This window comes from Plantactinospora soyae, from assembly GCF_014874095.1.
Lineage (GTDB): Bacteria > Actinomycetota > Actinomycetes > Mycobacteriales > Micromonosporaceae > Plantactinospora > Plantactinospora soyae.
This window is the reverse complement of record NZ_JADBEB010000001.1, coordinates 4,466,915-4,490,604: the sequence shown is the minus strand read 5'-3', so window position 1 is coordinate 4,490,604 and position 23,690 is coordinate 4,466,915. Positions and strand designations below refer to the sequence as shown.

The window sequence follows — 23,690 nt, the reverse complement described above, 5'->3', positions numbered from 1 at the left end:
AGTCGGCGCGCAGTTTTGCGAACTTGCGAATGGCGTTCTTAACAGATGTGTTAATGTGTCGGAATCAGGCGAAGGGAGTCGCCATGGTCAAGACGTTCGCGGGCGCGCGACTGCGCCGGTTGCGCGAGGAGCACGGCGTCAGTCAGATCGAACTCGCCCGGCAGCTCGCCATCTCCCCCAGCTACCTGAACCAGATCGAACACGACTCCCGGCCGTTGACCGTCGCCGTACTGATCCGGATCACCGAGGTGTTCGGCGTCGACACCGCGTACTTCGCCCCGCACGACACGCCCCGGCTGGTGGCGCAGCTCCGGGAGGCGCTGCCCACCCGGGCCGCCCTGCCCGACCTGACGGAACTCGCCACCCGGCTGCCCGAGGTGGCGGAGGCGGTGATCGACCTCTACCGGCGCTACCGGCAGGCCAACGACCAGCTGGCCGAGGTGGTCGGTGACCGCGAGTTGGTGGCCGGGCGGAGCCCGCACGACCAGGTGAGCGACTTCTTCTACCGCCGGCAGAACTACGTGCCGGACCTGGACGAGGCGGCCGAGGCCCTGGCGGCCGAGCTGGGGGTACGCCGGGGCGAGAGCCGACTGGCCCTGAACGACCGACTGGCGCAGCGGCATGGCATCCGGATCGTCCGGCAGGACACCGACTCGCTCGCCGGCGAGCTGCACCGGTACCGCCCGGAAACCCGCACCCTGCACCTGTCGACCTCGCTGCGGGCCGGTCAGGAGGCGATCCGGATGGGTGCCCAGATCGCCCTGCTGGAATACGCCGACGTCATCGACGAAATCATCGAGGAGGAGAAGTTCGACGACCTGCAGACACAGATTCTCATGCGGGTCGGGTTGGCCAACTACTTCGCCGCCGCGCTGATATTGCCGTACCGGGAGTTTCTGGCGGCCGCCGAGACGCTGCGGTACGACATAGAACTGCTCACCGACCACTTCGCGATGGGCTGGGAGAGCATCTGCCACCGGTTGAGCACCCTGCAACGTCCAAAGGCGCGCGGGGTGCCGTTCTCGTTCGTCCGGGTCGACCGGGCCGGCAACATGTCCAAGCGCCAGTCGGCGACGGGCTTCCCGTTCTCCCGCTCCGGCGGGACCTGTCCACTCTGGAACGTTTACGAGGCGTTCAGCGCACCGGGTCGGGTCATGACGCAGATCGCGGCGATGCCGGACGGTCAGCGCTACCTGTGGATCGCCCGTACGGTCACCCGGCACCACGGCGGCTACGGCCAGCCCGGCAAGGTCTTCGCGATCGGGCTGGGCTGCGAGACCCGGCACGCCGGGCGGCTCGTCTACTCGGCCGGGATGGACCTGCACGCGACGGAGGCGGCCACCCCGATCGGGCCCGGCTGCAAGACCTGCACCCGGATGACCTGTCCGCAGCGGGCCGCCGCGCCGATCAGCCGTCGCCTCGATCTGGACGAAAATCGCAGCACTTTCATCCCGTACCCGCTGAAAGAGCAGGCAACATAGGCGCGAATATATTGATTCAGCTCGTATAGTCAGGATCAGAATTCGTACAGTGACAATCGCGTCTCTGTGGTCGTATCGGTGACAGTAGGTGGACGATCCGAATTGCGCGACGGAGTCTGGAGTCAGTCGACTGAGACCGGCGGCGAGCACCGAACCAGGTCGACTGGTCCGCGCAGATCGCGGGCGTTCACGGGGGCTCCGATCCGGCTGACGCACGTCCTGATTTGGCGTGCACCCGATCATTGTCGGTGATTTCCCCCGTGTGGCGGCCAGGTCCGCAAGCCGGTCCTCACGAGGGAGGAACGACTGATGAAACGGCACATGCGGGAGGACTACCTCGTCGAGGGTGAGGGATTGCTCGCCTTCGACGAACAGCACGAGCCAGCAGCGAGACGACCTTCGACAACGGCGGAACTGCGCAAGTTCCGGTTCTCCCGACTCGGGCCGAAGGGTGTGCAACTTCCGGAGGAAGTGCGCGCGGCCCTGGCCCGGGCAATGGTCGCGGGCCAGTCCGTCGACTCGGCGGAGCCGGCGGTCCCCGCCGGGTACACGTACCTCGGGCAGTTCGTCGACCACGACCTGACGATGGACGCCACGGCCGCGGCGCTAGGTTCGGACGTCTCGGTGGACGACCTCCTCCAGGGCCGTTCACCCGCGCTCGACCTCGACTCCCTGTACGGCCGCGGCCCCGACGACAAGCACGACAAGGTCTTCTACGCCGAGGACGGGATACACCTGAAGGTGGGCAGCACGGCGGCGGTCTCCGGACCGCCACCGCCACCGGTGGACCCCGCCGCGGACCGGGACCTGACCGGGTTCGACCTGCCCCGGTCGGGGCAGGGCTCGACGAAGCGGGAACGGCGGGCCGCGGTGATCCCGGACGCCCGCAACGACGAGAACCTGGCCGTCGCGCAGACCCATCTGGCGTTCATCCGGTTCCACAACCGGGTCGTCGACCAGTTGGCCTCGGGCGGCCTGTCCGGTCAGGCGCTGTTCCGGGCCGCCCGCTCCGTGGTGGTGAAGCACTACCAGTGGATGCTCTGGCACGATTTCCTGCCCCGGATCGTCAATCCGGCGGTGGTGGACGACGTGTTCACCAACGGGCGGCGGTTCTTCGAGGTGTCACCCGGCTACAACCGGCGGCGCCGGGGCAAGTGGGTGCAGCCGGGCGACCGGCCGACCATGCCGATCGAGTTCTCCGTCGCCGCCTACCGGCTCGGGCACAGCATGATCCGGGAGGTCTACGACTGGAACCGGATCTTCCGCACCGGGACCGACACCGGTCTGCCGGCGGGCACCCTGCAACTGCTGTTCCAGTTCTCCGGTACCAGCGGAATCCTCTCCGCGGACGGCACCATCGCCGATCCCGAGTCCGGTTCGTTCGAACGCCTGCCCACCAACTGGATCGCGGACTTCCGTCGGCTGTACGACTTCGCCGAGGCCGGCCGGGACGATCTCGTGGTGGATCCGGCGACCGAGGGCCCGGGGCTGAACCTGACCCGCCGGATCGACACCCAACTGGTGGATCCGCTGCGGAACCTGCCGCTCGGATCCTTCGGCGGGCACGGCACCGCACCCCCCGAGATCGAGCTGAACCTCGCCTTCCGCAACCTCACCCGGGCCGTCATGGTCCGGCTCGCCAGTGGCCAGCAGATGGCCGAACTGTTCGACATGGTGCCGCTCAAGCCCGACGAGATCCTGAACGGCCGGGGCGGCGCCAGCCTGGACGACCTGACCGACGAGCAGAAGGAGGCGCTGACCACCAACACCCCGCTGTGGTTCTACATCCTGCGGGAGGCCGAGTTCAACGGTGGCCGGCTCGACGGCGTCGGGGCACGGATCGTCGCCGAGGTGTTCCACCGGGCCATGCAGGGCAGCCGGATCTCGGTCCTGCGTGACCCGTCCTGGCGGCCCTCGCTCGGCCCGGACGACGAGACCTTCCGCATGGTCGACCTGCTCCTCTTCGCCTTCGAGGGCAAGGCCGAGCTGCTCAACCCGATCGGCTCGACGTCGGTGCCGAGCGGCCCGCCGACGAACGGATAGCCACAGCCGGCCGGTGGCGGGCCGCGCGCCCGCTGCCGGCCGGCCACCGGCGGTACGTCCGCTGCCGGCCGACGGCTGGCCGGGCCCGGCCGGTGGCATCGGTGGGACCGATCACGGCGCCCCGGTCGACGGCACCCCAGCCATTTGTCCTATCTGCGGGCAATCAAGCGTTTAGGTTGATCACGGAGGGAGACTCGCCTATCACGAAGAGGTGCCGCTGGTGTTCGCCGCTGTGGGACGGTTCGTGGTCCACCATCCGATCTGGGTGATCGTGGCCTGGGTGATCGCCGGAGGAGCGGTGATCGGTCTCGCGCCCACGCTGACCGCCACCACCGACGAGGCGTCCTTCCTGCCCTCGCACTACGAGTCGATCCGCGCGGCGGAACTACAGCGGAAGGCGTTTCCGCAGGCGACGACGCCGGCAGCGATCATCGTCTTCGAGCGGATGGACGACACGCCGCTGACCGACGCCGACGCGGCAAAGGTCGCGGCGATCGCGCAGGCGCTCGGCGGGCAACGGATTCCGGACGTCCTGGCCCTCCTTCCGACCCCACCGTCGCCGAACCGGTCGATCCAGATCATCGCGGTGCAGTTGACGCCGCAGCGCAGCGCCGCGGACCAGGCACAGGCCGACGCGGTGCAGCGGTTGCGGGACGCGCTGCCGGCCCAGCTCGACGGCTCCGACCTCAAGGCCGGCATCACGGGTACGGCCGCGCAGGCCCTCGACGCCCAGAACTCCGGAGAGCGGGCCAACCTGATCATCGGGGTCGCCACGATCGGCCTCATCCTGATCCTGCTGCTGATCATCTTCCGGAGCCCGATCATCGCGCTCCTGCCGGTGGTCATCATCGGACTGGTGTCGCAGATCGCGACCGGCCTGATCGCCTGGGCCAACGACGCGTTCGACCTGAAGACCGACAGTTCGGTGAGCGCGATGCTGATCGTCGTGCTGTTCGGGGTCGGCACCGACTACATCCTCTTCCTGATGTTCCGCTACCGCGAACGGTTGCGGCTGGGCGAGGACTCGAAGACGGCGATGGTCAGCGCGGTCGCCCGGGCCGGCGAGGCCATCGCCTCCGCCGCCGGTGCGGTCATCATCGCCTTCCTGGCCCTGGCCCTGTCGACACTCGGCCTGTTCCGCTCGCTCGGGCCCGCCCTGGCGATCGCGGTCGCCACCACCCTGCTCGCCGGCCTCACCCTCATCCCGGCGGTGGTGTCGCTGCTCGGCACGAAGGTGTTCTGGCCGTCTAAGGCGTGGCGCGACGAGCCGCGCGGCGCACGGTTCGCCGCGATCGGCCGCTCGCTGGGCCGGCGCCCGGCGGTGTACGCGGCGGTGTCCGGCGGAGCGCTTGTCGTACTCGCGGTCTTCGCGTTCGGTTTCCACCCCAACTTCGACCTGAGCAGCGGATCGACCGCGACCGAATCGGAGTCCAACGTCTGGAGCAGGGAACTGCTCAAGGGCCTGCCGGCCGGCGCGACCGAGCCGTCGAACGTGTTCCTGCGCTCCGACACCGGCGGCCCGCTGCCGGCCGGCCAGCTCGACGCGTACCGGGGCGAGTTGACCCGGGTGCCGGGCGTCGGGCAGGTCGGCGTACCGGCCCTGTCACCGGACCGGACCGTCGCGAACTTCCAGGTGACCCTCGCGGACACGCCACAGTCCGCCGCCGCGCTACGGACCGTCGACGGCCCACTGCGGCGTACCGCGCACGCGGCGGCACCCGACGGGACGACCGCCTTCGTCGGCGGCATCACGGCGGTCTTCGTCGACATCCAGGCAGCGGTCGACCGCGACTACGCGGTCGTGTTCCCGGTCGCCGCCATCCTCATCATGATCATATTGGGACTGCTGCTACGCAGTGTCGTCGCGCCCTGGTACCTGATGCTCTCGGTCGGCCTCGGCTTCGCGGCGACCCTCGGCGCCACCGTACTGATCTTCCAGATCGGCCTCGGCGAGCCCGGCCTGATCTTCATTCTCCCGGTGATCATGTACCTCTTCGTCGTCGCGCTCGGCACCGACTACAACATCCTGATGATCGCCCGGCTCCGGGAGGAGGCCCGCGAGGGCCGCAGCCCCCGCGACGCCGCCAGCATGGCGATCCGGCACGCCGGACCGACGGTCGCCGCCGCCGGCCTCATCCTCGCGGGTACGTTCGCCTCACTCATGCTGGCCGGCAACAGCACCCTGACCCAGATGGGCTTCGCCATCTCCTGCGGCATCGCCATCGTCGCCTTCGTGATGTCGCTGTTCCTCACCCCGGCCCTCACCGCGCTGCTCGGTCACGCCGCCTGGTGGCCGGGGCACGAGGACACCGGCCGCACGCCGACCGACTCGGCCGACCACCCGCAGCGGTCGGCCGAGCAGCCGTAGTGATCGGCCGAGCAGCATCATGATCGGCCGAGCAGCGTCGTGATCGACCGGGCGCCCGCAGCGATCGACCGGGCAGCCGTCGTCGGGCGTCCGGCGTCAGCCGACCACGCGCAGCCAGACGTTCGTCGCCTCCGGCGCGGCGGGCAGGCTGAGGCGTTCCAGCTTCACGGTGCGCCCACCCGGCTGATCGAAGAGGCGTACACCGTCGCCGAGCAGGACCGGCGCGACGGATATGAAGATCTCGTCGAGCACTCCCGCCGCCAGGCACTGCCGGGCGATGTCGGCGCCGAGGACGTTGACGTACCGCTCCCCCGCCGCGGCCTTGGCGGCGTTGACACCGGTCTCCAGGTCGCCGACGAAGGTGACGTCCGGGACCGGGACCTCCGGGGCATGGTGGGTGAGCACGAACTGCGGCCCGCTCCACCCGCCGCCGAACGCCTCCCCCTCCTGCGGCGTGTCCCTGTACGGGTCGTCACCGCCGAAGGTGCGGGCGCCGACGAGCAGCGCGCCGATCCGGGGGATCAACTCGTCCACCGCCGGGTTGGGCCCGAGGTACTCGGTCATCCAGGACATGTCACCACCGGGACCGGCGATGAAGCCGTCCACCGACATGGTGGCCGAGTACAGCAGCTTGGCCATGAGGTACCTCCGTCGAGTTCAGATTCCGGCCTACCCGATAAAGACGGCGGCTCGCAAGAAAACTCATCGGTGTTCCGGCGATCACGTACCCGCTGGATCGGGATGCGGCGGGCCGGGTGCCGTCCTACGGTGGGGACATCAGCTACCGAGAGGGGTCCCGTGCAACCGCAGGACTGGTTCCTCACTGCGGCGGAGCGCGGTAATCCCGACTCTTCGCTGCCCGCCTCGTGCGACGGCAACCTCGTCGAACCACTGATCCACGGGGCGACGTACTTCGACCGGCTGGTCTCGCAGGTGCGGGAGCTGCGCGCGGGCGACCACCTGTTCTTCACCGACTGGCGCGGTGACCCGGACGAACGGCTCCGCGACGCCGGGCCGACCATCGCCGAGCTGCTGGCCGACGCCGCCCGGCGCGGGGTGGTGGTCAAGGGGCTGATCTGGCGCTCACATCTGGACAAGCTGGCGTACAGCGAGGAGGAGAACCGGCACCTCGGCGACGCGGTCAAGGCGGCCGGCGGCGAGGTGCTGCTGGACCAGCGCGTCCGGCGGGGCGGCTCACACCACCAGAAGCTGGTCGTACTCCGGCATCCGGGCCGGCCGGAGCGGGACATCGCGTTCGCCGGCGGCATCGACCTGTGCCACAGCCGACGCGACGACGCCGACCACCGGGGCGACCCGCAGGCGGTGGCGATGGCCCGGGCGTACGGCGACCATCCGCCCTGGCACGACGTGCAGCTGGCGCTGCGCGGACCGGTCGTCGGCGCGCTGGACCTCACCTTTCGGGAGCGCTGGACCGATCCGGCACCCCTGGACCAGCACGGGCCGATCAGCACCATCCGGGACCGGCTGCGCGGCGCCGACCTGCACGCCGACCGCCTGCCGCCGCAGCCACCCGACCCGCCGCCGTGCGGGCCGCACCGGGTCCAGGTACTGCGGACCTATCCGGCGATGCGACCAGCGTACGGCTTCGCGGGGCGTGGTGAGCAGACCGTCGCCCGGGGCTACACGAAGGCGATCCAGCGGGCTCGCCGGCTCATCTACCTGGAGGACCAGTATCTGTGGTCCAAAGAGGTGGCGCAGTTGTTCGCCGACGCGCTGCGGGACAACCCCGGACTGCACCTGGTCGCGGTCGTACCCCGGCATCCGGACGTGGACGGTCGGCTCGCCCTGCCCCCCAACCAGGTCGGCCGGGAGCAGGCGATCGCGCTGTGCCGGGCCGCCGCCGCCGACCGGGTGCACGTCTTCGACGTGGAGAACCACGCCGGTACCCCGGTCTACGTCCACGCCAAGGTCTGTGTGGTCGACGACGTCTGGTGCAGCGTCGGCAGCGACAACTTCAACCGCCGGTCGTGGACCCACGACAGCGAACTCTCCTGTGCGGTGCTGGACGACACCCACGACGGGCGTACGCCGGAGGATCCGGCCGGGCTCGGCGACGGAGCCCGGCGGTTCCCCCGCGACCTGCGGCTGGCGCTCTGGCGGGAGCACCTCGACCGGACCGACGACGACCAGGACCTGCTGGACCCGGATTCGGCGGTACGCGCCATCAGCGCCGCCGCCGACGCGTTGCGGGACTGGCACCGGGGCGGGCGCGTCGGTCCCCGCCCGCCGGGTCGGCTGCTGCCGCACGAGACCAACCGGCTGCCGTGGCGGCAGCGACTCTGGGCGGTCCCGGCCTACCGGCTGGTCTACGACCCGGACGGCCGGGCCTGGCGGGACCGTCGCGCCGGCACCTGGTAGGGCCGGAAACCCGGGTGCGTCGAGCGGACGGGGGAACCACACTGGATGGATGGACGTCGACGCCTTCGTACGGGACGGCTTCGTGGCCGTACGCGGTGCCTTCGAGCCGGAGACCGCCGCCGGCTGCCGGCGCCTGATCTGGGAGGCGCTGGCCGAGCACGGGATATCCGAACCGGACCGGAGCACCTGGGCCCGCCCCTGCGTCCACGTCGACTGCCCCGAGGGGGCACCGTTCACGGCCGCCGGGGCGTCACCGGCGCTCGTCGAGGCGTACGACACGCTGATCGGTCCGGGGCGCTGGACCCGGCGTACGGGTGTGGGCGGCAGCGTACCGGTGCGGTTTCCGTCCGAGGAGTACCCCGGCGACGTGGGCCACCACATCGAGGGCAACTGGTGGGGCGGCGACGAGTACTGGACCAATGTACGTTCCCGGGGCCGGGGTCTCCTGGCGCTGTTCCTCTTCTCCGACGTCGGCCCCGACGACGCGCCGACCCGGCTCGTGGTGGGCTCCCACCCGTACGCGGCCCGGGTCCTCGCCCCGGCCGGCGAGGCGGGGATGGGCGGCGGAGCGGTCGCCGAGCGGCTGCAAGCGTCGGTGTTCTGCCGTCGTACGGCGGAGGCCACCGGCCGGGCCGGCGACGTCTACCTGTGCCACCCCTTCATCGTGCACACCGCGACCTGGCCGCACCGGGGTACCACGCCCCGGATGCTCGCCCAGCCCGGGGTGGACGTTCCCGACGGGTTCGTCCTGGACGGCACCGACCCCTCGCCGGTGGCCCGGGCGATCGTGGCGGGCCTGGGCTGAACCCGGCTGACGGCCGCTGGGCGGACGCACGCCCGGCGGACGCACGCCCGGCAGGCCGTACCCCGGTCCCCGATACTGGACGCCATGGTGCGGATCGGAACAGTGGTCCTACACGTCGCCGACGTCCACCGGGCCGCGCGGTTCTGGACCGGCGCGTGGGAGTACGTCCTGCGCGACGGCCCGATCGGCGACGACTCCCCGGTGCTGGTGCCGCCGGACGGGAACGGGCCGGCCATCACCCTCGACGAGACCGACTCGACGCACCTCGATCTGCACGTCGCCGACGAGATCGAGCAGCGGGTGGAGGTCGAACGGCTGATCTCGCTCGGTGCCCGACGCGTTCCGTGGGGCTATCCCGACGACGCGAATTTCGTCGTGCTCGCCGATCCGGACGACAATCTGTGCTGCGTGGTGAACACCGGCGCCGCATGACCCGGGCCGTCCACAATCGACCGCCTACCGACACCTGGCCGGGTGAGTCCGTCGGGGGATGGAGCAGTCGCCATCCGGACGGTGGAGTAGTGCCCGGCCGGTGGTCGGAGTAGTGGCGGTCCGATCCTCGGGTACTGTTCGTCCACAGAGGACGTACGAACCCTCGACAGCCCCACCCCACCCCTCGACATCCTCGGTTTCCGGCAGCGTTGCCCAGTATTGGCCTTCGTTTCCGCCGCTCCGATCCACCAACCGAACACGGATCGAAGCCGGCAAAGCCCTTTCGTCGCCTCAGCGAGGGCCAGTTCGTGACTATGTTGTCGCGGATCGTAGACTCGAATCGGCACGGACGAACGGTAGTGTGCGACATCCCGGTTAGTACGGGCACCGCGTAGTCGATTAGTAGCTAATGGCAATGACGCCAGGCTGACCAGTACAAACAACTGCCCTCCGGAGCGACGGTTCGGGCGGGCTAGTGCCAGAGCGGACACACCGGTAGGGTTGCACACAGATCGGCGTTCGCCAGCAGTGTTTCGCCTGCTGGTTCTTCCGGGCTGCCCATGATTGGATAGAAGTTGGCGCATAACCAGGCCGACCACGCAAGCAGGCAACCTGATTCGGATAACCGCAATCAGTCGACAGCGTCGAGTCGGCGCCGTGGCCGGCAGCAGTCCATCAAACGGCGCGTCATCAGGCTGGTTCTCATCCCGGGCGTCGTCGCCCTGGCGCTCTGGCTCGTGGCGTCCGGATACCTCGTCTTCCAGGGCTTCTACAACCGAACAGTCGCCAACAGCGTCCGCAACGTGTCGATTCCCGCGGTTCCCGCCCTGGCCTCGGTCCAACAGGAACGGCGGTTGAGCGTCGCCTATCTGGCCCAGCCGTCGAGGGACCTCCAGGCGCTGATCGGCCAACGGGAACAGACCGATCAGCGCCTGTCCGCGCTGCGTACCGCCGCCAATGCGGCGTTGGCGAATGCTCCCCAGTCCATTGAGACGCGGTGGCGGACGCTGACCGACTACCTGGACCAGTTGCCGAGCGTACGGAGCACGATCGATTCGCGGTCGGTCGGTGGGCAACGGATCTACGATTACTACAACAACCTGCTGGACGCCGCGACGAACCTCTTCGACACCCAGGCCCGGATCGTGCCCGACGTGGCCGCGTCCCTGGGCGGCCTCACCGCGACGGACGCGTTCCGGGCCAGTGACCTGATGTCCCGGGCCGGGTCCACCATTGACGGCGCCTTCAGCTCGCGCCAGCTCAACCAGCAGGACCATCTCGAGTTCGTGAAACTGATCGGCGCCTACCATTTCGCGCTGGCCAACGTCGCGCCGCAGCTGGAACCGGAGGTCCGCAAGCGTTTCGAGACCATCGTGGCGAGCGAGCCCTGGAAGGAGCTCGTCGCCGCGGAGAACGCGCTCGTCGCCGCCGGGGCATGGCAGAACGGCGTACCCCGCAGCGTGCCCCTGAACCGGGCTCGCTGGGAGACGATCACGCGCCAGGTCTCCGACGAGCTGATCAATATGAGCATCGTCCAGGCGGACCGGGTCTCGGCAGAGACGCTGCGTACCGGTAACAACCAGCTGCTGACCGCGTCGCTGGGCAGTCTCATCGCGTTGTCCATCGCGATCGCCGCCATCGTCTGGGCGATCCGCCAGTCGCAGGTCCTGGTGGACCAGGCGCTCTCCGTCCGCCTCGCCCGGCTGGGCAAGGACGCCGCGTCGGTGGTGGACCAACGACTACCGGCGATGATGGAACGACTACGTCGGCGCGAAAAGGTCGACCTCGCGGTCGAGTTGCCCAACCAGGATTACGGCAGTGACGAGATCGGTCAGGTCGCCGAGGTCATCAACAGGTCGCTGAAGGCCGCGGCGGGGGCGGCGATCGACGAGGCGAAGACCCGGGCCGCCGGCCTCGCGATGCTGATGGGCGTCGCGCGGCGCCCGCAGCGCCCCCTCCAGCGGGGCCTGAAGGTCATCGAGGACCTGCAGAACCGGGTCGGCGACGAGAAGCTGCTGACGGAACTCTTCGACATCAACCACCAGCTCACCCAGACCCGGCGCTTCCTGGAGAACCTGGTCATCCTGGCCGGCGGGCAGATCGGCCGGCGCTTCCAGAATCCGGTGCCGGTCCGCCGGGTGCTGTTGGCGGCCTTCGCCGAGGCACAGCAGTACCAGCGGATCACGCTGCGCAACGCCCCCGACGTCGCGCTGGTGGGACACGCGGTCGCCGGAACCATCCACCTCCTGTCCGAACTTCTGGACAACGCTCTCGCGTTCTCCCCGCCCGGGACGACGGTCTGGGTCACCTGCAACCAGGTCAAGCGCGGTGTCGCGGTGGAGATCGAAGACGGCGGAGTGGGAATGAAGCCGGACGCGCTCGAACGCGCGAACGAGCTGCTGTCCACCGCGCCGACGCCGGACGTGACGGCGCTGAAGGACGGCGCACAGGTCGGTCTGCACGTGGTGGCGGAGCTGGCCAAGCGGGACGGCATCCGGGTTAGCCTGCGCACCTCGGCGTACGGCGGGCTGCTGGCGATCGTGCTCCTGCCCGACCGGGTGATCGCCGCCGACCCCGGCGACAACGTCGACGACGGTATGGACGTGGGTGCCCCGCTGTCCCCGGCAGCCGCCCCGGGATCCCCGCTGGGTGGCACCGGTCGCCGCGAACCGCGTCCCGGCACCGCGGCTCCGGCCCCGGGGGGCGTGATGGTCTCGAACGGATCGGTCCAGACCCTACGCAACCCCCACAGCGGCGACAGCCGACGACCCGACCGCGCGGGCGGAGTGATGAGCGACCGTCAACCGAGCAGCAGCGCCAGCACACCTCGACAATCGGAGCCGTCCGCCAGGCGTACGGCGGAGACCGGAACGACCAGCCCGAAACCCGCCGGGCCGAGCGGCCCCAGGTCCGCTCCGGCGCCCGGTGCCAAGTCCGTCGGAACGGCCAGCCCGAAGCCCGCCGGAGCGGCCAGCCCACAGGCTGCCGCCCGTCCGCCGCTGCCGCACCGGCAACCACAACAGCACCTCGTCCCCGAACTGCGCGACGACAGCCTGCCCGGTACCGGCACGAAGGGACCGACGGAGCCCGCGCGGTCGCCGGAGGAGGCCCGGAACCGGTTCTCGCAGTACCAGCAGGCCTGGGCGGCCGGCCGGGCAGCGGGCAACGAGGAAACAGAAACCAAAGCTGACCAAGGCGGAAAAGCATGACCAACTCGACGTCGCAGAATGACCTGACCTGGATGTTGGACGACCTTGTCGAGCTTCCCGGTGTCGTCTACGCGGTCGTCCTCTCCACCGACGGACTGATCGTGCAGAAATCCACCTCGCTGCCGCAGGACGCCGCTGAACTCCTGTCGGCCGGTGCCTCCTCGCTGTACAGCGTCGCCGCCGGGATGGGCCGCCGCTTCGACAGCGGGCCCGTCCAGCAGGTGATCATCGAGTACCACGGCCAGACCCTGTTCGTCGCCGCCGCCGGACCGAACGCCCGGCTGGCCGTACTCTGTGAGCAGTCCGTCGACATGGGAATGGTCGCGTACGAGATGGGCCGCCTGGTGACCCGGATCGGCGAGTACCTCGGCACCAAGATACGTGCCGTCGCGATGGCGCCCACCGGCCAACCTGGCACAGGCCATGACGTATGACGTGTGGGACGGCGACGACGACGGCGAGGCCGGGCGGCTCGTGCCGCTGTACATCCTCGTCAACGGACGTACGACTCCACGGAACACCAACCTGGACCTGGCGACGCAGGTAATCGCCCTGCCGGCCGACACCACGCGGTTGGAGCCGGAGTACAAGGAGATCATGAACCGGTGCTCCGGCTGGATATCCATAGCCGAGATCGGCGCGTACCTGCATCGCCCGCTCACCATCACGAAGGTGATGGTCGACGTACTCCTCGAACAAGGGTTCCTGGGCATCGGAGCTCCCGCGCAGCGGAAGATCGCGGATCGTCGGCTGCTGGAGACGGTTCTCGCCGGTCTCGAAAGACTTTAGACAAGAAGGACTGATAGACGTGGATCGCAAATCGGTCAAGGTCGTCGTGGCCGGTGGCTTCGGCACCGGCAAGACCACCTTGGTCGGATCGGTCAGCGAGATTCCGCCGCTGACCACTGAAGAGGTCCTGACCCAGGCCAGCGTCGGCGTGGACGACATAACGGGGGTGGAGGACAAGACGAGTACGACCGTGGCGCTCGACTTCGGCCGCATCACCATCACCCCCGATGTCGTCCTGTACCTCTTCGGCACACCGGGCCAGGACCGGTTCTGGTTCATCTGGGACGAGCTCGCCCAGGGCGCGGTCGGCGCGATCGTGCTCGTCGACACCAGAAGGCTCGGGACCAGCTTTCCCGCGATCGACTACTTCGAGCGGCGTGGCATTCCCTTCGTCGCCGCCGTCAACCGGTTCTACGGCGAGTGCCTGTACAGCGAAGAGGAGATCCGTACGGCGTTGAAGCTGGACCCGAGCGTTCCGCTCCTGTGGTGCGATGCCAGGGACCGGTCGTCCAGCAAGAAGGCGCTGATCGAGCTGGTGCGGCACGCCATGGCACGCCTGCCGGTCAGCACCTGAGGCGGGCACCGGGGAGGCGTGAACGCCCCTCGGTGACGCCTTCCGTCAACGGCTCCCGGTACGCCTGTCCGACCTACGCCTGTCCGGCCTCCACCTCGCGCTCCCCGGCGAGCCGGTCGTCGGCGTCATCGGCATCGGCATCCGCATCCTCGTCGTGATCGTCATCCGCGTCGGCGTCAAGACCCCGGTCCCCGATCCCGGTCGCAGCATCGGCGTCGGCGTCGACCGGGGAGGGATGTTGATCGCTCTGGGTGATCATTTCGTACCCCGGAGCATTCGCCGTCGGCGATCGGTCATGGCGTATCCGCACTTCACGTAATGAGTCCGGGACATTGGTAGAAGCATCTAAGCCAGACAATGTCACTCTGCGCTGTAGCCGGCCACATCTGTGATGTTGATCATATTGACGGAAGCGCGGATGCGCGCATCTTCGACTTCATTGACACTCCCGGTTCGGTGGGTCACTGTAGGCCGATGAACTCGGATCATCGAGGGTGGACCGGGTGGTGAGCGCCCCATGGCTGAAGGGCTCCCACGTCCGGGATCTGCGATTCGACGAGTTCCTGTGTGGCTTGTGGGCCAGTGCGTGCGAGGCCCTCGCGGTGCCCGCCGGGCAGGCCGCGCAAACCACTCAGGAGCTGCGCAAACTGCTTCCGGCGTGGGCTGGCGAGCGGATTGGGGACGCGCCCGGCCAACCGTCGTTTGTCGCCGCGGACGGGTTCCCGGCAGAAATGTCAATGAACTGGTCGGGAGGACGCCCTGAACTGCGGGTGTTGTTCGACTGCCTGTCCGACGCGAATAGCGTATGGCCCGCCCTGACTGCGGACTCACGTCGGTTCGGTCAGGTCAGGGAGGTCTTCGCGACGGCGCCTCTGTGGTACTCGATGGCGTGGCGTCCACCCGGGCGAGTGGTCTACAAAGCGTATTTCGGTTTGTACTCCTGGCCGGTCGAGCAGCGCTTTTCCGCGCTGACTCGGGCAATGGAACGACTGGGTATGGCGCAGGCGTGGGAGGACGCCCACCGGCGGGTGGAGGAAGACGGCCAGGCCGGCCGACGGGAGATCGAGTTCCTCGGCCTCGACCTCGCTGACACGCAGGAGTCCCGCGCCAAGATCTACTATCGGAACCACGGGGCCGACATCGACGAGCTGAACCGGATGGCGTCGGTGGCGCTGGACCACGACACCGACGGCGCGCTGGCCGCGTACCGGACGCTCGCCGGCGCGCGGGCCGATGCCGGTGCGGAGGCGCTGACCTGTCTGGCGTTCCGATCCGGCCTGGGCCGGGCCGCCGAGTCCACGACGTACCTGCGGATGTCGAGTCTGGCGTCCGGCAACGCGGAAGCGGTGGACCGCGCCGCGAACCTGCTGCGCAGTCAGGGCGTGGACCCTCGGCCGTTGCAGGCCGTCGCCACCGCGCTGGCGGGCAGTCGGGGCGTACTCGAACTCGTCAGCCACCGGGCCGCGCGACGCCACGACGACATCACCACCTACTTCCGTTTCCCCGTCTACGACCAGTCAGCCCCCACGCCGGTCGCGTCCCGACCCGGCGTGCTCGTAGCTAAGGAGCCCACCGTGAGCCACCCGGCCCTGCAACGCGTCGCCGACTACAACACCGCGCGGCAAGAGCAGTACGAGTCGTCCCGCCTCATCCGTCTGCTGTCGGACGAGGCAACCCCGGACACCACGAAGAAGGCGGTCCTGACGTACCTCCAGCCGTGGTCGAACGCCTTCCAGCGCATGATCAGCGCCCGGGTCATCTACGAGGCCGACCCGGCCCTACGAAAGCTCGCCCTGGAACACCAGCAGGAGGAGATCGGCCACGACGCCATCCTGGCCCGGAGCCGGGCGGAGGACCAGCGAGAGGTCTGGGATCCCGTCATCGAAGCGGGCGCGTCCTGGTTCGTCGACCAGTTCGCCACGCTTCCGGGGGTGCAGCGCGTGGTGCTCGCGCACCTGGCCCTGGAGGCCGGCAGCCTCTCGCTCAGCAAGGCCGGCGTGCGGGCCTTCCCCGACGACCCGTACTTCGACCTGCACGACGAGGCCGACGTCGAGCACCTCGACATGGGGTACCAGATCCTGCGGCAGCGCACCGACTGGGCCGTGGACGACGTGCTGGTCGTACTGGATCGCGCCTGGCAGGTCATCACCGTCGTCTCCGACCGCATCGCCGAGTGCGCCCTGCGCGACACCGCCGCGTGAGTACGGTCGATGGGCACGGCCCGGCGGCTGCGGCGCGGGCAGTCGCGCTGGACTGCGCCCACGACTTCCAGAAGGTGTTCGCCGACCGCTTTCTCGCCGCCTACGCCCTGGGCAGCCTCGCGCACGGCGGCTACGCCCCTGCGGTCAGCGACATCGACCTGGCCGTCGTCATCACCGAGACCCGCGGCGGCGACACCGAGACCGTCGCGCAGACCTGCCAGACCCTGGGCCAGCGTGGTGCGTTGCACCGCAAGCTCTCCGTGTTCTGGGCCTCCCTGCCCGCGCTGCGCCGGGGCCACCACGACGGGCGGTTCCCCGTCATCGACCGTCTCGACCTGGCCGAGCAGGGGGTCCTGCTGCTCGGCTCCGAGGTGGCCCCGCAGGTCGCCGTCCCGACCGCCGACGAGCTGCTCGTCGACAGCGCCGAGTTCGCCGTCAAGGTCCTGGCGACCGACGAGGTGACCGCCGAACTCCACCGACCTCGCCGGCTCCTGGCGGACCCCGTCTGGTTCACCAAGGCCGTACTGTTCCCGGTCCGGTTTCTCTACTCCAACACGATGACCATGGGACGTGCCGCCACCAACGACGAGGCCATCGCGTGGTACCTGGCCCAGCCGCAGGCCATCGCGACCCCGCTGGTCCGGCTGGCCGCCCAGGTCCGGGCAGGACAGCCGCTGGACCCGGCCCAGGCCGCGCCGCTGCTGGCCGCGGGTCTCGTGCACCTCTATCGGCGCTACGTCGAGGATCAGACCCGGCGTCTGGGTCAGGCGGGCGCGCCGGCCGAACTGGTCGCCGCCCTGCGCCAGTGGCGCGGACAACTGGGAACGTCGCACTGAGGGACGTGGTCCGGGGCGGGACCGGACCGGGGGTCGGGCCGCTCAGGCCTGACGGTCGAGGATGGCCAGCTCCTCGCGGCACTCGGTCGCCTCGGGCACCCCGAGCATCAGGTACAGCGCGTTCGCCGAGTTGCAGTGCGTCGCGGCACCTTCGAGGTCACCGGTCGCCCGGTACGCCCGAGCCAGTCCGGCGTGCGCCCGGGCCTGCTCGTACGGGTCCCCGATCTCGCTGGCCAGGGTGAGCGCGGTGGAGTGCTCCGACCGCGCCCGTACGGGCTGGCCGAGGCGGTACAGCAACTCACCGAGGCTGTTGGTCGACGACGCCTCGCCGGCCCGTTCACCGACCCGGCGCAGCAGGGTGAGCGCCTGCTCGATGGCGATCAGCGCGGCGGCGTGGTCGTCCTGCCGGAGCCGGACCCGACCGAGACCGTCCAGGGCGTGCGCCTCCCCGGCCCGGTCCCCGACCGCCTCGAACAGCGCCAGTGACCGCTGGTACCGGCTGGCGGCCCTCGGCAGCCGTCCGACGCGCACGTGCAGCTCACCGAGGCTGGCCAGCGCGTACGCCTCTCCGGTGGTGTCCCCGATCCGTTGGCACAGGATCGCGGAGCTCCGCAGATGGACCGCCGCCTCGCGGTAGCCGCCCTGCCGCAGCAGCACATGGCCGAGGTTGCCCGCCGCCCGGGTCTCGCCGGCCCGGTCACCGACCCGCCGGCACAGCAGCAGGGCGTCCCGCAGCGCCACAGCGGCCTCCGCGTACCGGCCCTGGCGCTGGTGGACGTGGCCGAGGTTGCCCAGCGCCCGGGCCTCACCCGCGCTGTCGCCGTACTCGCGGCAGAGCAGGACCGCCCGGCGCAGGCGCTCGATCGCGGGGGCGTAGCGGCCCTGCTGGGCGCACATCACGGCGAGCCCGGTCAACAGGTGCGCCTCGGTGATCCGGTCACCGGTGTTCCGCGCCGCGTCCAGGGCGTGCTCGTGCATCCGTTCGGCCTCGGCGAAGTAGCCGCCGCTCTCCAGGTACCGCAGCATCGTCAGGGTCATCCGGATGGCGTGCGAGGGCCGGCCGCGTTCGGCTGCCCGGACCGCCGTCGCGACCAGGGTCGCCCGTTCGGCGTCCAGCCACTCCCGGGCGGCCTGCGGATCCGTGATCGGTGCCGGGGTCACCGACGGCGTACCGACCTGTGGGCGGCGGTGCCGCTCCGCCGGGTACAACATGTCCATCGCCGCCGCCACGGCGAAGAGTTCGTAGTCGAACAGGCGGTCCAGGGCGGCATCGGCCTCGGCCGGTGACTCGTCGGCCGCCGAGCGTTCGGCCGCGTACGCGCGGAGCAGGTCGTGGAAGGCGTACCGCTGATCGCCCTCGGGCTGCACGAGGTGTGCCCGGGCGAGCGTGTCGAGCAGTTGTCGGGCCGGCTCGGGTTCGGTGCCGAGGAAGGCGGCTGCCGCGTACCGGTCGATGTCCGGCCCCGGGTGCAGGCCCAGCATCCGGAAGGCCCGCGCGGTGGCCGGCGCCAGTTGCCGGTACGACCAGGACAGCACCGCCCGGACTCCGGTCCGTGGATCGCCACCGGCGTCGAGCAGGTGGAGCCGACCCTGCTCGTCGGCCAGTTCCCGGACCAGTACGGCCAGCGGCGCGCTCGGCCGGGTGAGGATGAGTTCGGCGGCGACCCGCAGGGCCAGCGGCAGCCGCGCGCAGCGACCGGCGAGTGCGGCGGCAGCCTCGGACTCCCGGGCGACCCGTTCACCGAGAGTCCGCCAGAGCAGTTCGACGGAGTCGGCGGTGGAGAGCAGGTCGAGTCCGATCCGGTCCGCGCCGTCCCGGGCGACCAGGCCGGCGAGGGTGTCCCGGCTGGTGACCAGTACGGCACAGGAGGCGCTGCCCGGAAGCAGTGGGCGTACCTGCTCCACCGATGCCGCGTTGTCCAGGACGATCAGCATCCGCCGGCCGTCCAGTTGGCTGCGGTACCGCGCGGCGCACTCGTCGAGGTCGAACGGGACCTCGCTGCCGGGCACACCCAGGGCGCGGACGAACCCGGCCAGTGCCTCCCGTGGTGGCATCGGCTGGGCGATGTCGTAGCCACGGAGGTTCACGTAGAGCTGCCCGTCGGGGAACCGGTGTCGGGCGCGGTGGCCCCAGCGCAGCGCGAGGGCGGTCTTCCCCACCCCGGCGGTGCCGGACAGCACGACCGTCGGTACCGCGGACGGTTCCGCGGAGCCCTCCTCCGGCGGCCGCAGCAGCAGCCGGTCCAACATGGACACCTCGGCCGAGCGTCCGATGAAGCCGGACACGTCCGCGGGAAGCTGCGCGGGGCCGGACTTTCGGACCGGTTCCGCCTGCGGCCGCCCGGCCGGCTGGGCCGGAGCTGGCGTGCCCTGGTCCCGGGTACGCAGCGCGGCGCGATAGGCACCGGTCAGCTCGGGTCCGGGTTCGACCCCCAACTCCTCGACGAGCCGCCGACGGACCTCCCGGAAGGCGGAGACGGCCCGGTCCCGCCGCCCCATGGCGTGGTAGGCCCGGATCAACAGGCCCTGGGCCGTCTCGTCGAGCGGGCTCTGCCCGGCGGCCTCCTCCAGCGCCGGCAGCACGTCCGCCGCCCGGCCGATGGCGATCATGACCTCGCCGTACCGGGTCACCGCCGCCCGCCGCTCCTCCAGCAGCGCGATGACCTTCGGATGCCGGGCCAGCAACGGGACGTCGACGAGCGGCGCACCACGCCAGAGCGCCAACGCCCGCTGCCACAGTCGGGCCGCGCTGGACGGGTCACCCCGACGCTGTGCCTCGGCGGCCGTGCCGGCGAGTTGACGGAAGAGGAGCAGATCGAGGTTCTGCGCCGGTACGGCCATCGCGTACCCGTCCCCGATCCGGGGCAGGACGGCGCTGCGGGTATGGGTCGGGCGACCGGGTTCGAGCAGGCGACGGAGGTTCTTGACGTGGGTCTGGATGATGTTCGTCGCGGTCGGTGGCGACCGGCTGTCGTCCCAGAGCGTGTCGATGATCTCCGCTCGGGTCATCGGCCGGCCCGCCGCGAGAGCCAGCAGGCCGAGAACCGTGCGCTGACCGGGCGAGGAGAAGGCGATGAGGCGCTCGCCGCGCCACGCCCGTACCGACCCGAGGATCTCCACCCGTACGGCGTCACCGCCGTCACCGCCCACAGCACCGGAAGGCGCGCCGGAAAGGTCCTCCCGAGCTACGGTCATGCCGTCCCCCATGCCTAACAGCGTGGCGTGCGGCGGGTACCGAGGCAAGGGGTCGACCCACCGACGGGACCCCGGCCCGGGCCCGCTCCCCGGTTGTCGGCCCTTCCCAGCCGACCGCTCTTCGCGCATCCTGGAACCATGAGCGAGGTACTGCCGATGCCGAGCTTCGGTGATCTGTTCACTGATACGCGCGGCGGCGACCGGACGATGCGGGTCAGTTATCACAGCGAGCGTGGCACCGTCGTGATGTCCCTGTGGCTCGGACCGGTGTGCCGGGGATCCTTCCGGCTGGACGTCGGTGACGCGCGCAGGCTCGCCTCGACGCTCGACGAGATCCTGACGTCCGTCGACTCGACCGTCACCGCCGGGCCGTCGGATGGGCCGACTCCGGAGGCGGACGCGCCGGACCCGGCAGGTGTCGGTGCGGCGGAGTCGACGTCGCCGCCAATCGACCGTCCCAACGAGGTCACCGGTGCCGTCGACAGCACCCGGTTGGCATCCGTAACCCGGCTCCGAGTCGCCTGACCCCCCGACCGCTTCGGCCCCGACCTGTCTGTCAGCCCCTGCGCGTCGCCCGCTCCCGCGCCTCGGCCGCCCGGCCCCAACGGGTTCGGTTCGCCGGCTTGACCACGGACAGCACGGTGGCGACCCACAGCGCGACGGTGAACGCGGCCAGGCAGGCCGCCAGCGCCACCCCGCTGCTTCCCGGCACCCCGGTCGGCTCGACCGTACGCCGGGCCAACTCGTCGGCGAGCGCGCTCTCCACGGTGCCGGCTAGCAGCGGGATGCTCACCGAGATGGCGAACTTGGCCAGCACCCACCAGTGCCGGACCAGGCCCCACTTCGTACCGAGTGAGACGACCAGGCCGGTGATGATGGACAGGAACATCGACGGGATCGCCGCCGCAAGGTCCACCACGTGCAACACCTCGTAGACGCCGTGCCGGAGCGTGTGCGAGTCGGTGGTGGTGCCGAGGATCGCCAGTACCGTCATGGTGAGCCCCACGCCGAGCCAGCCCACGCTGAACCCGACGTGCAGGGTCAGCCAGACCTTCCGGGTCCGGGGCGCCATCCGGGGAAATCTCGGCCGGCTGAGCGCCAGGATCGTCAGCGACAGCGGAATGCCGAGCAGCGCGATCGGGGCCGGGATGCTGAAGACGAACTGCGCCGGCGCCAGGACCAGGTGCAGCACGATGGCGATCCGGCGCCCGCGCTCCGGCCCGCCCAGCGCGGCGACCACCGACAGCACCGCCGCCACCGGGTAGCCGAACAGCGCTGCCGCCCGGAGTGGGGCAGCGTCGGAGCCGTTCAGCAGCATCCCGACGGTCAGCGCGGCGAAGCCGACGAAGAGCCAGTGCAGCGTCGGAACGGCAGTACGGGTGGACCGGTCGGCGGCCTCGGGTAGGACATCGGAAGACATGCCTCGACGCTAGGTACGACCGAACCGCCGGCCATCGGCCGACGTGATTCGAAGCGCCACTCGATGGTCGTGTGTTGCCGGTACCCCGGCACTACTTTCGGATGAGTCCAACGGCCGAGGTGGCACCATGGCGACCTGCATAGACTTCTCCGGCATGGGCCCTCGCCAGCGCCGCGCAGTGGACCTGACGCTCGCTGCGGTCTGCGTACTCGCCGGTGCGTGGGACGGGCTCCAGTCCGGGCTGTTCAACGGCTCCCCCATCGTCAACCACCGCGCCCCGCTGGTGGTCAACCTGGCCCTCGGGTTGCTCAGCGGACTCGCCGTGCTGGTCCGGCGCGACCGGCCACTGCTGCTGTACGGCTCCGCGCTGCTCTGCTGGATCGTCGTGGGGGCGTGGCCGGGGTTGCTACTGGCGCAGTTCTCCGTCGGTGCCCACCTGCGCCGGACCTGGCTGCGGTTCCCGCTCACCGCCCTGATGGTGGCCGCTACGGCCTGGCCGATCTGGCGGTCCAACGGCGGCGACGCGGGCGTACCGCTCAGTGTCGCCCTCAGCATCCTGCCGGTCCTGGTGGGCCTCTACCTGACGTCCCGCCGGGAGGTGCTGGCGAACCTGGAGGAGCGGGTCCGGCGCAACGCGCGCGAGGAACGGCTCCGGATCGACCAGGCCCGGGCGCAGGAGCGGGCCCAGATCGCCCGGGACATGCACGACGTGGTAACCCATCGGGTGGCGCTGATGGTGCTGCACGCCACCGCGCTCGAGTCGGCGCGGGGTCGGGACGCGGTGGCCATCGCCGGCCGGATCCAGGGCATCGGCCGGGAGGCGCTGGCCGAGTTGCGCACCCTGGTCGGCGTGCTGCGCGACGGTGCCGCCGCGCCGCTGCGCCCGCAGCCCGGCATCGGTGACCTGCCCGAGCTGGTGGACGCCTCCCGAGCGCTCGGGCACACCGTCGAACTCTCCGTCTCCGCCGGGCTCACCGCCCCGGCCCTGGTACAGCACGCGATCTACCGGGTGGTGCAGGAGGCGCTGACGAACGTGCACAAGCATGCGTACGACGCCCGGACCAGCGTGGTGCTCAAGTCGGACGGGGACGGACTCCGGCTGGTGGTCCGCGACGACGGCGGCACCAGGGCACCGGGGGTGGCACCGGGCGGTGGGCACGGGCTGCTCGGTATCGCCGAACGCGTCCGGCTGGTCGGCGGCACGCTGGGCACCCGTCGCCTGGACAGCGGTGGGTTCGAGGTGTCGGCCCGGCTACCGGTGACAGGCCCGGACCTGGAGGTGCTGTCGTGATCCGGCTGCTGGTCGTGGACGACGAGTGGATGGTCCGAGCGATGCTCCGCACCATCATGGACGCGTACGACGACATCGAGGTGGTCGGCGAGGCCGGCAACGGGGACGAGGCCGTACGGCAGGCGTACGAGTTGCGCCCCGACGTGGTGCTGATGGACATCCGGATGCCCCGCGCCGATGGACTCGGCGCGACGGCCGCGCTGTCCCGGTTCGCGGCACCGCCGAAGGTGGTCGTGCTGACCACCTTCGACCTCGACGAGTACGTGGCGACCGCGCTGCGGCACGGCGCGGTCGGTTTTCTGCTCAAGGACGCCACCGCCGATCAGATGGCCGCCGCGGTACGCAGCGCCGCCGCCGGGGACGCGATGCTGTCGCCGCAGGTCACCCGCAAGTTGCTGCAACGGTTCGCCGAGCCGGCCAACCCGCGCCGCCAGGAGGCGCTCAAGCGGCTCGACGTGCTCACCGGCAAGGAGCGGGAGGTGCTCGTCGCGCTCGGCGAGGGCCTCACGAACCGCGACATCGGCCAGCGGCTGTACCTGAGCGAAGCCACCGTGAAGAGCCATATCAGTCGGCTCCTCGCCAAGCTCCAACTGACGAACCGGGTGCAGGCGGCGATCCTGGCGTACCGCGCCGGTCTGGTCCGCTGACCGGACTGGACCGGACCGGA

General features: G+C 70.4%; 19 protein-coding genes. 15 read left to right on the top strand and 4 right to left on the bottom strand.

Annotated features, from left to right (window positions below; all coding sequences use genetic code 11):
- The first annotated feature begins 83 nt into the window (after positions 1–83).
- The 3 genes from H4W31_RS20040 to H4W31_RS20030 all read left to right on the top strand — a co-directional run bounded on the left by H4W31_RS20040 (position 84) and on the right by H4W31_RS20030 (position 5,892).
- A complete protein-coding gene (locus H4W31_RS20040; RefSeq protein WP_192768062.1) occupies positions 84–1,481 on the top strand; it encodes a short-chain fatty acyl-CoA regulator family protein in 1,398 nt (465 codons plus the stop codon).
- Between the two features lie 309 nt (positions 1,482–1,790).
- Positions 1,791–3,524 (top strand): peroxidase family protein, encoded by a 1,734-nt coding sequence (locus H4W31_RS20035; RefSeq protein WP_192768061.1) that lies wholly within the window; start codon positions 1,791–1,793, stop codon positions 3,522–3,524.
- Between the two features lie 220 nt (positions 3,525–3,744).
- The gene (locus H4W31_RS20030) at positions 3,745–5,892 is read left to right on the top strand and encodes an MMPL family transporter (protein WP_192768060.1); all 2,148 of its coding nucleotides are present in this window, start codon (positions 3,745–3,747) and stop codon (positions 5,890–5,892) included.
- A gap of 96 nt (positions 5,893–5,988) precedes the next feature.
- Here H4W31_RS20030 and H4W31_RS20025 read toward each other — a convergent pair whose 3' ends face one another.
- On the bottom strand, positions 5,989–6,531 hold the full coding sequence (locus tag H4W31_RS20025) for a dihydrofolate reductase family protein (RefSeq protein WP_192768059.1): 543 nt from the start codon (positions 6,529–6,531) through the stop codon (positions 5,989–5,991).
- A gap of 159 nt (positions 6,532–6,690) precedes the next feature.
- On the opposite strand from H4W31_RS20025, the gene H4W31_RS20020 reads away from it, so the two are divergent.
- From H4W31_RS20020 to H4W31_RS19990, 7 genes are all read left to right on the top strand, one after another.
- Positions 6,691–8,271 carry a phospholipase D family protein gene (locus H4W31_RS20020; protein WP_192768058.1) on the top strand — a complete coding sequence of 527 codons (1,581 nt, stop codon included), beginning with the start codon at positions 6,691–6,693 and terminating at the stop codon, positions 8,269–8,271.
- Positions 8,272–8,320: 49 nt separating this feature from the next.
- Positions 8,321–9,076 carry a phytanoyl-CoA dioxygenase family protein gene (locus H4W31_RS20015; protein ID WP_192768057.1) on the top strand — a complete coding sequence of 252 codons (756 nt, stop codon included), beginning with the start codon at positions 8,321–8,323 and terminating at the stop codon, positions 9,074–9,076.
- Positions 9,077–9,160: 84 nt separating this feature from the next.
- Positions 9,161–9,508, top strand: coding sequence for a VOC family protein (locus H4W31_RS20010; protein ID WP_192768056.1), 348 nt, complete (start codon positions 9,161–9,163; stop codon positions 9,506–9,508).
- A 737-nt stretch (positions 9,509–10,245) separates the two neighbouring features.
- Positions 10,246–12,717, top strand: coding sequence for a sensor histidine kinase (locus tag H4W31_RS20005; protein WP_318783284.1), 2,472 nt, complete (start codon positions 10,246–10,248; stop codon positions 12,715–12,717).
- A complete protein-coding gene (locus H4W31_RS20000) occupies positions 12,714–13,151 on the top strand; it encodes a roadblock/LC7 domain-containing protein (protein WP_192768055.1) in 438 nt (145 codons plus the stop codon). The genes H4W31_RS20005 and H4W31_RS20000 overlap by 4 nt, the downstream gene beginning before the upstream one ends.
- A complete protein-coding gene (locus H4W31_RS19995; RefSeq protein ID WP_192768054.1) occupies positions 13,141–13,506 on the top strand; it encodes a DUF742 domain-containing protein in 366 nt (121 codons plus the stop codon). The genes H4W31_RS20000 and H4W31_RS19995 overlap by 11 nt, the downstream gene beginning before the upstream one ends.
- Before the next feature lie 19 nt (positions 13,507–13,525).
- On the top strand, positions 13,526–14,080 hold the full coding sequence (locus H4W31_RS19990; RefSeq protein WP_192768053.1) for a GTP-binding protein: 555 nt from the start codon (positions 13,526–13,528) through the stop codon (positions 14,078–14,080).
- 73 nt (positions 14,081–14,153) lie between these two features.
- Here H4W31_RS19990 and H4W31_RS19985 read toward each other — a convergent pair whose 3' ends face one another.
- On the bottom strand, positions 14,154–14,339 hold the full coding sequence (locus tag H4W31_RS19985) for a hypothetical protein (protein ID WP_192768052.1): 186 nt from the start codon (positions 14,337–14,339) through the stop codon (positions 14,154–14,156).
- Positions 14,340–15,060: 721 nt separating this feature from the next.
- Between H4W31_RS19985 and H4W31_RS42915 the strand changes: the two genes are divergently transcribed.
- Together H4W31_RS42915 and H4W31_RS19970 are read left to right on the top strand one after the other, a co-directional pair.
- Positions 15,061–16,281: a hypothetical protein gene (locus H4W31_RS42915; protein ID WP_225945605.1), complete on the top strand. Its 1,221-nt coding sequence runs from the start codon at positions 15,061–15,063 to the stop codon at positions 16,279–16,281.
- The gene (locus H4W31_RS19970; protein ID WP_192768051.1) at positions 16,278–17,117 is read left to right on the top strand and encodes a hypothetical protein; all 840 of its coding nucleotides are present in this window, start codon (positions 16,278–16,280) and stop codon (positions 17,115–17,117) included. Before H4W31_RS42915 ends, H4W31_RS19970 begins: the two co-directional genes overlap by 4 nt.
- 42 nt (positions 17,118–17,159) lie before the next feature.
- On the opposite strand, the gene H4W31_RS19965 is transcribed toward H4W31_RS19970, so the two are convergent.
- Positions 17,160–20,312, bottom strand: coding sequence for an AfsR/SARP family transcriptional regulator (locus H4W31_RS19965; protein ID WP_192768050.1), 3,153 nt, complete (start codon positions 20,310–20,312; stop codon positions 17,160–17,162).
- 138 nt (positions 20,313–20,450) lie between these two features.
- Here H4W31_RS19965 and H4W31_RS19960 point away from each other — a divergent pair, with 138 nt between their 5' ends.
- Complete coding sequence (locus H4W31_RS19960; protein ID WP_192768049.1) at positions 20,451–20,837, top strand: hypothetical protein; 387 nt, start codon at positions 20,451–20,453, stop codon at positions 20,835–20,837.
- A 31-nt stretch (positions 20,838–20,868) separates the two neighbouring features.
- Here H4W31_RS19960 and H4W31_RS19955 read toward each other — a convergent pair whose 3' ends face one another.
- Positions 20,869–21,732 (bottom strand): hypothetical protein, encoded by an 864-nt coding sequence (locus tag H4W31_RS19955; RefSeq protein ID WP_192768048.1) that lies wholly within the window; start codon positions 21,730–21,732, stop codon positions 20,869–20,871.
- Positions 21,733–21,859: 127 nt separating this feature from the next.
- On the opposite strand from H4W31_RS19955, the gene H4W31_RS19950 reads away from it, so the two are divergent.
- Both H4W31_RS19950 and H4W31_RS19945 read left to right on the top strand, forming a co-directional pair.
- The gene (locus H4W31_RS19950) at positions 21,860–23,023 is read left to right on the top strand and encodes a sensor histidine kinase (RefSeq protein WP_192768047.1); all 1,164 of its coding nucleotides are present in this window, start codon (positions 21,860–21,862) and stop codon (positions 23,021–23,023) included.
- Positions 23,020–23,670: a response regulator gene (locus H4W31_RS19945; protein ID WP_192768046.1), complete on the top strand. Its 651-nt coding sequence runs from the start codon at positions 23,020–23,022 to the stop codon at positions 23,668–23,670. Before H4W31_RS19950 ends, H4W31_RS19945 begins: the two co-directional genes overlap by 4 nt.
- Positions 23,671–23,690: the final 20 nt, after the last annotated feature.

What these genes read in the sequence shown, in the direction of transcription:
- H4W31_RS42915 (WP_225945605.1), top strand. Translation starts at nt 15,061, where the DNA reads ATGGAACGACTGGGTATGGCGCAGGCGTGGGAGGACGCCCACCGGCGG.
- H4W31_RS20035 (WP_192768061.1), top strand. Translation starts at nt 1,791, where the DNA reads ATGAAACGGCACATGCGGGAGGACTACCTCGTCGAGGGTGAGGGATTG.
- H4W31_RS19960 (WP_192768049.1), top strand. Translation starts at nt 20,451, where the DNA reads ATGAGCGAGGTACTGCCGATGCCGAGCTTCGGTGATCTGTTCACTGAT.
- H4W31_RS19965 (WP_192768050.1), bottom strand. Translation starts at nt 20,312, where the DNA reads ATGACCGTAGCTCGGGAGGACCTTTCCGGCGCGCCTTCCGGTGCTGTG.
- H4W31_RS19950 (WP_192768047.1), top strand. Translation starts at nt 21,860, where the DNA reads ATGGCGACCTGCATAGACTTCTCCGGCATGGGCCCTCGCCAGCGCCGC.
- H4W31_RS20015 (WP_192768057.1), top strand. Translation starts at nt 8,321, where the DNA reads ATGGACGTCGACGCCTTCGTACGGGACGGCTTCGTGGCCGTACGCGGT.
- H4W31_RS19995 (WP_192768054.1), top strand. Translation starts at nt 13,141, where the DNA reads ATGACGTATGACGTGTGGGACGGCGACGACGACGGCGAGGCCGGGCGG.
- H4W31_RS20010 (WP_192768056.1), top strand. Translation starts at nt 9,161, where the DNA reads ATGGTGCGGATCGGAACAGTGGTCCTACACGTCGCCGACGTCCACCGG.
- H4W31_RS20040 (WP_192768062.1), top strand. Translation starts at nt 84, where the DNA reads ATGGTCAAGACGTTCGCGGGCGCGCGACTGCGCCGGTTGCGCGAGGAG.
- H4W31_RS20000 (WP_192768055.1), top strand. Translation starts at nt 12,714, where the DNA reads ATGACCAACTCGACGTCGCAGAATGACCTGACCTGGATGTTGGACGAC.
- H4W31_RS19955 (WP_192768048.1), bottom strand. Translation starts at nt 21,732, where the DNA reads ATGTCTTCCGATGTCCTACCCGAGGCCGCCGACCGGTCCACCCGTACT.
- H4W31_RS19985 (WP_192768052.1), bottom strand. Translation starts at nt 14,339, where the DNA reads ATGATCACCCAGAGCGATCAACATCCCTCCCCGGTCGACGCCGACGCC.
- H4W31_RS20025 (WP_192768059.1), bottom strand. Translation starts at nt 6,531, where the DNA reads ATGGCCAAGCTGCTGTACTCGGCCACCATGTCGGTGGACGGCTTCATC.